Raw genomic sequence first — 12596 nt, forward strand, 5'->3', positions numbered from 1 at the left:
CAATCGCCGGTTCAATACCGTCAATCGGCTGCATAATAGGGTGTTTTATTCCTGTCTCAAAAACGTTAGTCAGTGCCGAATATCTACTAGGCTTTTTTTATTGTTTCGTGTTTATTTAAGAAATGGCAATTGCATCATTCACTTAAACCATGATGTTTTACTATTAGTTTGTAACTACAACTTAATGAAAGTTCTTTGCTTTGTAAGGTCCTTTTCTAAAAGGCAACCACCAGTTCCAATTACCAAAGAGCTTCATCAGGCTTGGTACTAGAAGCAAGCGTATGATGGAAGCATCTATAGCCACTGCAATAGCTATACCGATACCGATTTGCTTAACAGGCATTACTTCTGTGAAGGCAAATGCTCCAGTAATGACAATCATGATTAATGCAGCAGAGGTAATAATTTTGCTAGTAGAGGTCAATCCATCTACTGTTGCCTTAGTATTGTTGTGATGCTTCAAGTACTCCTCTTGAATGCGTGATATCAAGAATACCTCATAATCCATACTTAGCCCAAACACTAGACTGAAGACAATTACCGGAATAATTAAAGCAATAGTCGTTTCCTCTAAACCAAAATGACCATATTGAAATATATAAACCAGTATGCCAAACGTCGAAGCCAAACCAATAACATTCATGATGATAGCTTTTAAAGGAATTAGCACTGAACGGAATGCAACAGTTAATATGACAAAGGTAGAGCCAAGTATTATCGCTAGGAGAATCCCAACCTTATCAAATATTTCATCGAATATTTCTTGGTTGAACTTCGGTTGACCGCCTATTAAAATATCTGTACCAATATCTTTGTCGGCCCATTCCCTTGCCCAATCCTGTGCTTCATCGGATGAGCCATTAAGCCCTAATGTGACAGGAATCATTAATTTGTTTTCTTGTATAAATGTCTCTACTAGTGGAGTAAGCTGACTAGAAACTTCAGGAACCGTCATGCTTTGCTCCCATTGTTCGACTGTCGATATCTCACTGGCTGTGAAAATCGTATCTACCGATTTTACATCAGGATCGTTCAACAATTGCTTTTCTAAATCCTTAATAGAATTTAGTCCATCTGTACTTTCCCAACCATCTGGACGATCAGCAATTACATAAATCGTAGACTGGTCCCCCATATCAAACTCATCCTCCATCAATTCATACGCTTGTCGCGAATCATAGTCCTCTGGAAGAGAATCGACAGATGGAATTGTTAACGTCATCTCTTTAACTGGAATTATACCAATTCCTAGCAATACCAAAGCAACAATTATTAAGGTGACCGGTCGCTTCATAACGAAGGAGGCAAAATTTCTCCATTTAGTAGTAGCACCAGGCTTCACACGAAGAAGGGTCCATTTATTGATGCGCTCCCCTAATACCATGAGTAAGGCAGGTAGGAGTGTAATCGAGCCTAAAACTGCTAAAGCAACAACTAACATTCCACCAAGAGCAATATTTTGAAAGATTTCTACTTCTAAAACAAACATTGCTCCTAAGCCAATAAATACACAAAGAGCAGAAAAAATAATAGAGCGACCCGCTGTTTTTACAGAAATTTGTACTGCTTCTATAACAGAATTTTCGGCGAGCTCTTCCTTATAACGATTGATGAGCAATAATGCAAAATCAATACTAAGTGCTAGCCCTAGCATTGGGACTATGTTCAAAACGAAAATAGATAAGTCTAGGGATCCACCAAAGAATGTCAGGACTCCAAGTGCGGAAACTACCGTTACAATACCAATAGCAATTGGAACCAAAGCAGCTACTACACTTCCAAATGCAAGGAGCAGAACGACTAGGGCAATTGGAAGACCTATGGCTTCGGCACTAGCTAAATCCTTTTGACTTGCGGTATTAATATCTTTATTGATGGCAGCTGCACCGGTTAAGGTGATGCCCTCTTGGTTGCCGATAGATTGACGAATTTCATCTACTACTTCAGACATACTTTCAGTATCATTGTTAAAATGCAGCATTGCATAGGATACATTTTCCTTATGTAGAGAAGGATCCTCTAATGGTGATTGAATGTCCTTTACAATCTTCAAATCTTCTATATCATTTAACGTTTCCTCGATTTGTTGTTCCGATGTTTTTTCAAATACAACAAAGAGCGTCTCTGCTGGAAGGTCAAAGGTTTCCGTAAGCTCATCCATTACTTTCTGATGTTCTCCATCCATATTAAAACCGTCGCCCTCCAATAAACCCGGAAGACGTAGGGCAAAAAAGGCGAGAGCGGCAAACAGGATGATCCATATTCCCAAAGTGACTTTATAGTGACGTGTCACTAGGTTAGCTAAAAACTTCATATATTTCCTCCTTAGGTAAAGCCAAATAATATATAGCTTACAATTTAAACAGTAAGATCAAAGTGGTAGAGTTTCCTTTTTATTGTAATAGAAAGTAAGTTCAACTGCTAATATAATGCTATGATAAGAGTAAACTTTTGAAGGAGGAGTAACCTTGAAAATTACAGCTCCAAAATGTAGAGAAGAATTAGAGGCTATTAACATAAAAGATGCTTTAGAGGAGGATTACTATATATCTAACGGAACTATTAGCTCACTGGAGGGGATTACCGAGTGGGAGGAAAGAGTCGTTTTTGATCAAATTCATTTCCAGCAAGCATCATTTGAGAGCTTACATTTTTACCAGGTAGAGTTTATTGATTGTATTTTTGAAAAGTGTGATCTATCTAATGTAGTAATGGACCAAGCACTATTCCACAGAGTGGAATTTATCGAGTGTAAGCTTTTTGGAGCTAACATTACTGACGGCAGACTAACAGATGTCAGGCTGGTGGAGAACCTCGCAAACTACTTAAATTTAAGTTTTTCTAAGTTAAAAAAGGTGTCTTTTACTAAGTGCATATTGAATCATGCAGATTTTGTAGATTCAACCTTTCAACAGGTAGAGCTAGAAAACTGTGAACTAAACGAGGCAAACTTTACAGATACCTCATTGAATGGAATTGACTTAAGTACCTCAACTTATGAAAATCTAATAGTATCAATGGAGGACCTTAAGGGATGCACTGTGTCCATGGAGCAAGCGATAGGCTTTGCCAAATCGTTAGGAGTAATCATAAAAGAGTAAAAGAAAAAACCTCGTATTCAATTACGAGGTTTTAATTATTTAAAAGAATAAATTTAAGATTTGGAAGATGATAGCTGCTACTAGAGCAGAAATAGGTAAAGTGATAATCCAAGTTAATACAATTTTTTTAGCAACTCCCCATTTAACGCCTTTCACACGTTGTGCTGCTCCAACCCCCATAATAGCGGATGAAATAACGTGTGTTGTAGACACTGGCAAATGAATAGTTGTTGCACCAAAAATAATCATAGCAGATGATAAGTCAGCTGCCGCCCCGTTAATAGGACGAATCTTCATGATTTTACCACCAACTGTTTTGATGATTTTGTATCCTCCGATAGAAGTACCAAGACCCATTGCGGTTGCTGCAGCAATACGAACCCAAAGTTGGATATCATCTGTAGCCTGCCATTGGGCAGCAATTAGAGCCATTGTTATAATACCCATTGCTTTTTGGGCATCATTTGTACCATGAGTAAACGATTGTAATGCCGCTGTACCAATTTGAAAAATCCGAAATCTTTTGTTTGTCCCATACAAGCTTCCCTTTTTAAAAATGACTTTAAATAGAGACATCATTAAAAATCCGATTGCTAAAGCAAGGAATGGGGATAAAACTAATGCGATTAAGATATTGGTAAAACCATTATAGTTCAAAACCCCAAACCCAGCAGCAGAAATAGCTGCTCCAGCAATAGAACCTATTAAAGTATGGGACGAACTAGATGGAATTCCATAATACCAAGTAACTAAGTTCCAAATAATCGCTGAAAGTAGAGCCGCTAAAATGATTAACGATCCGTTTTGAAGAGTAAAAGGATCGACTATATCTTTTGTAATTGTTTTAGCAACTCCTGTAAAAGTTAAAGCTCCTACAAAATTCATAATAGCTGCCATTAAAACAGCAACTCTAGGCTTTAAAGCTCTCGTAGAAACTGAAGTAGCAATTGCGTTTGCGGTATCATGGAAACCATTAATAAAATCAAAGGCAAGTGCAAAAAATACAACTAGTATTGTTAGTATAAAAATAGTATCCATTACTGAAACTCCTACGCGTTACGCATAATAATTGTTTCAAGCGTATTAGCTACGTTTTGACAATAATCTGCGATATCTTCTAATTGTTCATATATATCTTTAAATTGAATAATGCGAATTGGATTTTTTTCGTTTAAGAACAATTGCTTAATGGAAGAGCGAAGTACCTCATCACATTTGCGCTCATAATCTTTAATGAGAATGGAATGCTCATGCATTTTAAGTAATTTTTTCTGAGCTAAAAGCTCCATCGCTTTAACAATTTCGTCAGTACTCTTAACGATATACCCTAAGAAGGTACGCATTGAATCATCGATTTCAACTAAAGTAAACATCTCCAGATGCGCAGTGAAATTGTCGATTCCATCTAAAATATCGTCCATTCGGATTGCTAATTCCAGAATATCTTCACGTTCAATCGGTGTCATGAAGGATTTGTTCAACATAACGATTAATTCATGAATTAATGTATCCCCAGCTGTTTCGTAATTCTTAAGGTGTAAGCTAATTTCTTTTAAATCTGAAGCATTATTAATACGGAAATCATCTGCGTAATGAGTGGCTTCACGTACATTTTCTGCAATTTTTAACAGGGACAAGAAAAAAGGATCTGGTTTTTTTGAACTAATCATAAAAGCCTCCTAGACTTTGAGAATGTATTGTTGCTATGAATTTACCTCAAATAGCATACCAAAAAAAATGCAAAATCTACACACTTTTTACTTGAAATTTGCGAAATTTACAATTCTGTAACATTTCAGTGTAGATAAAGGGGGAATAAAAGGCGAAAAAGCCTAATTTTGACGAACTTTGACGGTAATAACTTGTAAAAATAATCAATCAATTATTGTTAAATTTTGAAACTTCTTTGTATTAGATACGTATAACTAGTAAGCAATCAATAAACTGGTAAAGGGGTGAGAAAAATAGATCAAATTTTCTTATACGGCTTAATTGTAATTGGTCTTCTTACTATTCTTTATGTGTTATTTGCAGATGCAATAGATGGCTTGGAAATGGGATTTTTTAATCCGACAACGGTACTCTCCTTCCTATTATTTATTTGTGCTGCTGGATTCATTCTTATGAAGCTAACTAATTGGAGTGAAATTGTAATAATCGCTGTTTCTGTTGTCATATCAGTCCTTTTAACCTTTTTGCTTTACTTTTTTGTCCTTTTACCCCTTGCTTCTGCAGAAGTATCCACAGCCTATACAAACGAATCTTTACAAGGGCAAGTCGCAAAGGTTATTGTTCCTATACCCTCAAATGGGTATGGTGAAATCATTATTGAGACAGTTAACGGTTTAATTGCAAAAAGAGCAACAGGTTTTGACAATGAAGAAATAAATTATGATAAACAGGTTTTAATAATTGAAGTGAAAGATGGCACTTTTTTAGTCAAAGAATATGTGCCTTTTATAAAATAAAAAGGGGGAATTATAGTGGGAATGGAAATGTTAATAGTTATAGGAGTAGTTGTATTTGTTCTATTAATAATGTTGGCAGTCTACGTAACAAAATATAGAACAGTTGGGCCAGATGAGGCACTAATAGTTACAGGCAGCTATTTGGGTTCGAAAAACGTCCATACAGATGATTCGGGTAATCGCATTAAAATTATTCGCGGTGGAGGTACATTTGTATTTCCAGTATTCCAGCAAGGCGAGCCACTTAGTCTTTTATCAAGCAAATTGGAAGTAACCACCCCAGAAGTTTATACTGAACAAGGAGTTCCGGTTATGGCCGACGGGACAGCTATTATAAAGATTGGCGGTTCAATTTCAGAAATTGCTACAGCAGCTGAGCAGTTTTTAGGGAAATCAAAGCAGGATAGAGAAAATGAAGCAAAAGAAGTACTAGAAGGTCATTTACGTTCTATTCTAGGGTCTATGACAGTAGAAGAAATTTACAAAAATAGAGATAAGTTCTCTCAGGAAGTACAACGGGTAGCTTCACAAGATTTAGCGAAAATGGGATTAATCATTGTTTCATTTACGATTAAAGATGTTCGCGATAAGAATGGATACCTGGATTCACTAGGGAAACCAAGAATTGCACAAGTTAAGCGTGATGCGGATATCGCAACAGCTGAAGCAGAAAAAGAAACGCGCATCAAGCGAGCGGAGGCTTCCAAGGATGCTCAAAAGGCAGAAATTGAGCGAGCGACAGAAATAGCTGAGGCGGAAAAAGACAACCAGTTAAAGGTTGCTGAATATAGACGTGAGCAAGATATTGCGAAGGCACGTGCAGACCAAGCCTACGAATTAGAAACAGCTAGGTCTAAGCAGGAAGTAACCGAGCAGGAAATGCAAATTCAAATTATCGAACGTCAAAAGCAAATTGAGTTGGAAGAAAAAGAGATACTACGTCGTGAAAAGCAATATGATTCAGAGGTTAAGAAAAAAGCGGATGCAGATCGCTATGCTATCGAACAAAATGCAGCTGCATCCAAATCACGTGAAATTGCCGAAGCCGATGCAGAAAAATATCGAATTGAAGCAAAGGCAAAAGCAGATGCGGAAAAAGTTCGTTTGGATGGTTTAGCTAAAGCAGACGCTCAGCGTGCACAAGGGGAGTCTGAGGCAGATATTATTCGACTTAAAGGTCTTGCAGAGGCGGAAGCAAAACGAAAAATTGCTGAAGCGTTTGATCTGTACGGTCAGGCCGCAGTTTTAGATATGGTTGTAGATATGTTGCCTGAATATGCAAAACAAATTGCTAGCCCACTTTCGAATATTGATAAAATAACTGTAGTAGACACTGGTGGTGGAGAAGGCGGCGGTGCTAACAAGGTTACCTCTTACGCTACTAATTTGATGTCTACACTTCAAGAAACTTTAAAGGCTTCCTCCGGAATCGATGTGAAGGAGATGCTCGAGAGTTATGCGGGGAAAGGAAATATTCGCCCAAGCATTGAGCAATTAACTCAGGAAGTAAAAAAATCCAAGGATGAACAGGAAGTACGTGAAGTTCAAGAAGTTAAATAATATTTCTAACAATATTAGTATTTAAAAGAAGGTTCTCCATGACTGGAGAACCTTCTTTTTTTTATGTATATATTTCCTTTGTAGGTAACTAATTGTATAATTGAGGTTAAGAATGTCGAATTTTGTTGGACTCCGGAGGAATAATGATACTTACAAGAGAGCAACTTCAAGATATTAAAGAAAAGCAAAGTCTACCACAAGTAATCACAGACAAAACGGTTACTACTTATATTGGTAGTTCTAATAATATTTCATATGCCCTTTATACACTGACGTCTGCAAGTACCTCATGGATATACTGTAAACAAAATAATACTAAGAATTATATAGAGAAATATACTATCATAACTGGTAGATTAAAAATAAATTGGTGTGACGAACAAGTAATTTTGAGCCCTGGTGATGTAATTGAACCAAAATTTTATGATGCACTCATAACATGTCATGCAAAGGATATAGTTGAGATTTTAATCGAAATGACATCTGACTATTTTGAAAGAAATTTTTCAGAAAGAAGTATAATTCATCGAGATGCTCTGCGCATTCAGGAGGTGGATGGATATACTTATCACCATTGTGCAAGAATTAGAGATTACTCCATCGAGCTTTGGAAAAGAATGATGCCAAATGGTGACGGGGTGGATCGATTAAGTTTAGGCTCCTATTTTCATGATATAGGCAAATTAGCAATTCCCATTGAAATCCTTAATAAGGCTGGAAAGCTTACAGAGGAAGAATGGAAAATTATAAAAATGCATACGACATTAGGGGCAGAAATAATGAGAAATCATGAAATTCCACGTATTCGTGAAGCTGCTTTTATTGTCGAAGAGCATCATGAGAGGTATGATGGAAAAGGGTATCCCTATGGACTGCTGGGTAATGAAATTTCCTTGGAATCATCTATAGTTTCGGTTGTAGATGCGTTTGATGCAATGACAACAAACCGGGTCTATCGGGGTGCAATGACCTTTGAAAAAGCCATTCAGGAAATGAAGGATGGTAGGGGAACTCAATTTAACCCAAAGGTTCTAGATGAATTTCTTAAAATGTTAGAAGAACACAATAATCAATGGTAAAGAAAAGGAGCGAGAAAAAATGTCTTATCGTATTGAGCATGATTCTATGGGAGAAATTAAAGTTCCACAAGACAGTCTTTGGGGAGCACAAACACAAAGATCTAAAGAAAACTTTAAAATTGGCACAGAAAAAATGCCGATTGGTGTCGTACATGGACTAGCTCTATTAAAAAAATCTGCAGCAATCGTTAGCCACTCTCTTGGTAATTTATCAGAAGTAAAGAAAGATGCTATAGCAGCAGCAGCCGATGAAATACTTGCAGGAAAATTAGACAATCACTTCCCATTAGTTGTTTGGCAAACTGGTAGTGGTACACAGTCTAATATGAACGTTAACGAAGTTATTGCCAATCGAGGCAATCAACTATTAGAAGAAAAAGGTAGTGAAGAGAGACTTCACCCTAATGATGATGTAAACAAATCACAAAGCTCAAATGATACATTCCCAACTGCACTTCATATTGCAGGTGTTCTTGCTGTCGAAAAAGATCTTTTACCTGCAATTGATGTTCTACAAGAGACGTTAGGTAAAAAATCTGAACAGTTCATGGATATTGTTAAAATTGGACGTACACATTTACAAGATGCAACACCTCTTTCCCTCGGTCAAGAATTTAGTGGCTGGCACAGAATGCTAGAGAAATCTTCTAAAATGATTACAACAGCTGTGGCAGATATGAAAGAGCTTGCTGTTGGAGGGACAGCGGTAGGTACTGGCTTGAACGCCCCAAAAGGTTTTGGTGACCTAGTGGCAGCCGAAATATCCAAGGCACTAGGAATTGAATTTACATCAGCAAAAAATAAATTCCACGCTTTAACAAGCTATGACGATGTTGTTTATGTACATGGTGCAGTTAAGGCTCTTGCAGCGGACCTAATGAAAATTGCTAATGATGTCCGCTTACTTGCAAGTGGTCCCCGTTCTGGTATTGGGGAAATCTCAATTCCTGAAAATGAACCAGGAAGCTCTATTATGCCTGGTAAAGTTAACCCAACTCAAAGTGAAGCGATGACTATGGTTGTTGCTCAAGTTATGGGGAATGATACATCCATCAGTTTTGCGGCGAGTCAAGGTAACTACCAGTTAAATGTATTTAAACCTGTAATCATTCACAATTTCCTACAATCTGTGCGATTATTAAGTGATGCAATCATTAGCTTTAATAACAACTGTGCAGTTGGAATCGAACCGAACTTAGAAACAATTAAACATCACGTAAACAATTCTTTGATGCTTGTAACTGCTTTAAATCCATACATTGGATATGAGAATGCTGCGAAAATTGCTAAGCATGCCCACAAAAATGGCACTACTTTAAAAGAAGCAGCAATTGAGCTAGAGCTTTTAACTGCTGACAAGTTTGATGAAATTGTACGACCAGAAAAAATGATTTAATCGAGGTTAATATGAAAAAAATTCTATTTATATTATGTTGTTCTATATTGGTTCTTGCCGCATGCAGTCAAAAAGAAGAGAGTAAAGAAGAGAAAGAACACATGGAGCACGACCATGTGACTCATTTAGATAACGGCGATATTCAAGAAACCACGTCGTCTACAGACGTGCTTCCAGAGTTTTTGAATGAACAATCTGAAGATATGCAACTAATCTATCAGGCAGCTGCAAAAGCAAATGATGTCCTTAAATGGATGCCTTGCTACTGCGGATGTGGCGATAGTGCTGGCCATAAAAGCAATTTCAACTGTTTCGTCGATGAAATTAAAGAAAATGGCGAAGTAGTCTGGGATGACCATGGTACACGCTGTGCCGCTTGTTTAGAAACAGCCGTTACGTCTATCAAAATGGTTCAAGAAGGTAAGTCACTTACTGAAATTCGCGCAGCGATAGACGAAGCATATAAAGAAGGCTATGCAAAACCAACAGACACACCTATGCCATCTTAAAATAGTACTGCTCCTATCTCATTAACAGTGAGATAGGAGCAGTTTTTTTGTCTACTTTTAGCATATTGCTCCCCTTAAAGACTTATGTCTGAAAGTCTCCTGAAAATGAGAAGAGTGAGTATTTGCTTGTTGATGCGGTATTACTTTTCTAACAATCGGTCGGTTTCACCACAACACAGAATCAGATGGCCATTACTTTATCGTTACTATCTGTTATTTGCTTATAAGTGACATGGGATTGTGTCGAAAATACCCTATCTACATAAAGTTATATACAATCTTAAGAAATTCTTCATCTTTATCCTTCTTAAATGTTAAGAAAGGCTGGCTAGAATGAGTGTATAGCAAAATTAGAAAGGGGAATAGGCATGATACACGTAAATAACGTTAATCATACATTTTTAATAGGAAAGAAAGGAAAGGAAAAGAAAGTACCGGTACTAAAAGGGCTAACCTTTAATGTGCAAGAGGGAGAAATAGTAGCGGTTGTAGGAAAGAGTGGTTCTGGTAAATCTACCTTATTAAACACAATAGCAGGATTTATGAGTCCAGAACAAGGATCCATTATTATTAATGGGCAAGAAACGGCGGCATTAAATGAAACAGAAAGAGCAGAATTTCGTTTAAACAATTTTGGCTTTATCTTTCAAAGCTTTCAACTTATGCCGGGATTGACTGCTTTCGAAAATATTGAGCTTCCTTTAAAGCTGAAGGGAGTATCACCTAAAAAACGCAAAGTCAGTGTCCTCCAACTTATGAAAAAGGTTGGGTTGGAATCTGTGTCTGATCATTATCCTAATGAGTTGTCCGGTGGTCAGCAGCAACGAGTAAGTATTGCTCGTGCCTTGATAACCAACCCGCCTATTTTATTGGCAGATGAACCAACAGGTAGCCTGGATTCAGAAACAGAGCAAGACATTCTGATGCTCATCCAGGACTTAAATCAGACTATGGGGGTAACTTTTGTCATTATTACACATGACGATGAAGTTGCAAGTATTGCCCACCGTAAATTTAAGATGCACGATGGAGAGTTAAAAAAGGAGGACATGTCTCATGTTATTTAAAGATCAATTAGAATTTGTGAGCCAGCATATTAAGAAAAATAAACTAAGAGTATTTATGACTGTACTTGCAGCGACAATGGGGTGCGCATTTTTAATCGTGTTAGCATCAATTGGGTTTGGGGTACAGGATATGATGCGTACTGAAATTCTTCAAGACCAAGCTATCACGGAGATAGAGGTATATGAAAAGGAAGATGGCATTGACTATGAGGAAATAAAAAATATAGAGTCTATTGGTGCAGTTGTTCAAAGAACCAGTATAGAAACGCAAAACTTGTTTCAACTAGATGATAGAACAATATACGGGAATGCCCTGATGACAGACTTTGAGGAAGAAAAAAAATCAAATCTTAAACTATCTGAAGGTAGAATGCCTACAAATGATAAGGAAATTGTAGTTGGTTATCATTTTGCAGAAAATTTATGGACCGAACAAGAGCGATTAACGTGGGAAGAAAAGGGAGGAGAAGAAGGGGATATGCCCAAAGGATATGAGGGCTCCATTCTAGGCAAGGAAGTCACCTTATCCTTACAGCCATATGATCAAGAGGAATTATTCCCAGAGCAATGGACGTTTACGATTGTAGGGGTTGCAGCTCAACCAGCAAGAGACTGGATAGTGGACCAAAATATACTTATAGACAATAGTTGGATGGACGAGTTAGTAGCAGCATATAAAACGAATGTTGGAGAGATACCAGAGAACTTTTTATATACTAGAACTACCATTTATACGGCAAGCCTAGAGCATGTGAAAGCAGTGACGGAAGAGTTAAAAGAAATGGGTTACAGCGTTTACTCTGTATCTGAACAGCTAGAGCAGTTAGACGTGTTTTTCATGGTATTTAAAATAGGTCTTATATTTATCGGTACAATCGCAGTTTTAATTTCATCTATTGGTATCTTCAATACTATGACAATGGCAGTAACGGAGAGAACAAGAGAAATTGGTGTTATGAAAGCAATAGGAGCAAGTCCTAAACTAGTTAGACGCCTTTTCCTGATGGAAAGTGCATGGATTGGAATTATAGGGACTGTGCTGGCGGTCATTATCTCTTATGCAGTAAGCTTTTTAGCAAATTGGGTACTGCCAATCGTAGTTGGAATGGCATTAGAGGAAGAGAGTATTGAGGGCATGGCACTTACTTTTTCATTAATTCCTTGGCAGCTTGTTGCAATTGCTTCTTTCATAAGTATAGGCGTAGCAATGATTTCCGGCTGGAGACCAGCTAAGAAAGCAACTAAAATTGACGTAATTCAAGCTTTGAGACAAGAACTATAAGACAAAAAAGAGTGAACAGATACCTTTACGGTATCTGTTCACTTTTTTGTTCCAGTTCCAGCACGTTCCCCCATTTGCTTGTCGGGGCAAACATAGGCGCTTGCGCATTTCGTGTTTGTCTAGCTCCAGCGCCT

Annotated in this window: 11 protein-coding genes; 8 read left to right on the forward strand and 3 right to left on the reverse strand. The window is 37.5% G+C overall.

Annotation, left to right across the window (positions count from 1 at the left end; translation table 11 throughout):
* Positions 1-181: 181 nt before the first annotated feature.
* Entirely contained in the window at positions 182-2314 is a 2133-nt protein-coding gene (locus H9650_RS18310) for an MMPL family transporter (RefSeq protein ID WP_154312171.1), read from the reverse strand.
* A gap of 154 nt (positions 2315-2468) precedes the next feature.
* Here H9650_RS18310 and H9650_RS18315 point away from each other — a divergent pair, with 154 nt between their 5' ends.
* Positions 2469-3101, forward strand: coding sequence for a pentapeptide repeat-containing protein (locus H9650_RS18315; RefSeq protein ID WP_144539443.1), 633 nt, complete (start codon positions 2469-2471; stop codon positions 3099-3101).
* 39 nt (positions 3102-3140) lie between these two features.
* On the opposite strand, the gene H9650_RS18320 is transcribed toward H9650_RS18315, so the two are convergent.
* On the reverse strand, positions 3141-4139 hold the full coding sequence (locus H9650_RS18320; protein WP_144539445.1) for an inorganic phosphate transporter: 999 nt from the start codon (positions 4137-4139) through the stop codon (positions 3141-3143).
* 11 nt (positions 4140-4150) lie between these two features.
* Positions 4151-4771 (reverse strand): DUF47 domain-containing protein, encoded by a 621-nt coding sequence (locus tag H9650_RS18325; protein WP_144539447.1) that lies wholly within the window; start codon positions 4769-4771, stop codon positions 4151-4153.
* Between the two features lie 285 nt (positions 4772-5056).
* Here H9650_RS18325 and H9650_RS18330 point away from each other — a divergent pair, with 285 nt between their 5' ends.
* The 7 genes from H9650_RS18330 to H9650_RS18360 all read left to right on the forward strand — a co-directional run bounded on the left by H9650_RS18330 (position 5057) and on the right by H9650_RS18360 (position 12462).
* On the forward strand, positions 5057-5569 hold the full coding sequence (locus H9650_RS18330) for a hypothetical protein (RefSeq protein WP_144539449.1): 513 nt from the start codon (positions 5057-5059) through the stop codon (positions 5567-5569).
* Positions 5570-5590: 21 nt separating this feature from the next.
* On the forward strand, positions 5591-7129 hold the full coding sequence (locus H9650_RS18335; RefSeq protein ID WP_154312386.1) for a flotillin family protein: 1539 nt from the start codon (positions 5591-5593) through the stop codon (positions 7127-7129).
* Positions 7130-7272: 143 nt separating this feature from the next.
* The gene (locus H9650_RS18340) at positions 7273-8208 is read left to right on the forward strand and encodes an HD-GYP domain-containing protein (protein WP_191697875.1); all 936 of its coding nucleotides are present in this window, start codon (positions 7273-7275) and stop codon (positions 8206-8208) included.
* A gap of 19 nt (positions 8209-8227) precedes the next feature.
* Positions 8228-9604: a class II fumarate hydratase gene (gene fumC, locus H9650_RS18345; protein WP_144539453.1), complete on the forward strand. Its 1377-nt coding sequence runs from the start codon at positions 8228-8230 to the stop codon at positions 9602-9604.
* A gap of 11 nt (positions 9605-9615) precedes the next feature.
* The gene (locus tag H9650_RS18350) at positions 9616-10113 is read left to right on the forward strand and encodes a PCYCGC motif-containing (lipo)protein (RefSeq protein ID WP_151112393.1); all 498 of its coding nucleotides are present in this window, start codon (positions 9616-9618) and stop codon (positions 10111-10113) included.
* Positions 10114-10481: 368 nt separating this feature from the next.
* Entirely contained in the window at positions 10482-11180 is a 699-nt protein-coding gene (locus tag H9650_RS18355) for an ABC transporter ATP-binding protein (RefSeq protein WP_154312173.1), read from the forward strand.
* Positions 11170-12462, forward strand: coding sequence for an ABC transporter permease (locus H9650_RS18360; RefSeq protein WP_191697876.1), 1293 nt, complete (start codon positions 11170-11172; stop codon positions 12460-12462). Before H9650_RS18355 ends, H9650_RS18360 begins: the two co-directional genes overlap by 11 nt.
* Positions 12463-12596: the final 134 nt, after the last annotated feature.

This window comes from Psychrobacillus faecigallinarum (genome assembly GCF_014836595.1).
GTDB lineage: Bacteria > Bacillota > Bacilli > Bacillales_A > Planococcaceae > Psychrobacillus > Psychrobacillus faecigallinarum.

Coding starts and splice junctions, on each gene's coding strand:
- H9650_RS18350 (WP_151112393.1), top strand. CDS start 9,616: ATGAAAAAAATTCTATTTATATTATGTTGTTCTATATTGGTTCTTGCC.
- H9650_RS18310 (WP_154312171.1), bottom strand. CDS start 2,314: ATGAAGTTTTTAGCTAACCTAGTGACACGTCACTATAAAGTCACTTTG.
- H9650_RS18320 (WP_144539445.1), bottom strand. CDS start 4,139: ATGGATACTATTTTTATACTAACAATACTAGTTGTATTTTTTGCACTT.
- H9650_RS18355 (WP_154312173.1), top strand. CDS start 10,482: ATGATACACGTAAATAACGTTAATCATACATTTTTAATAGGAAAGAAA.
- H9650_RS18360 (WP_191697876.1), top strand. CDS start 11,170: ATGTTATTTAAAGATCAATTAGAATTTGTGAGCCAGCATATTAAGAAA.
- H9650_RS18335 (WP_154312386.1), top strand. CDS start 5,591: ATGGAAATGTTAATAGTTATAGGAGTAGTTGTATTTGTTCTATTAATA.
- fumC (WP_144539453.1), top strand. CDS start 8,228: ATGTCTTATCGTATTGAGCATGATTCTATGGGAGAAATTAAAGTTCCA.
- H9650_RS18340 (WP_191697875.1), top strand. CDS start 7,273: ATGATACTTACAAGAGAGCAACTTCAAGATATTAAAGAAAAGCAAAGT.
- H9650_RS18325 (WP_144539447.1), bottom strand. CDS start 4,771: ATGATTAGTTCAAAAAAACCAGATCCTTTTTTCTTGTCCCTGTTAAAA.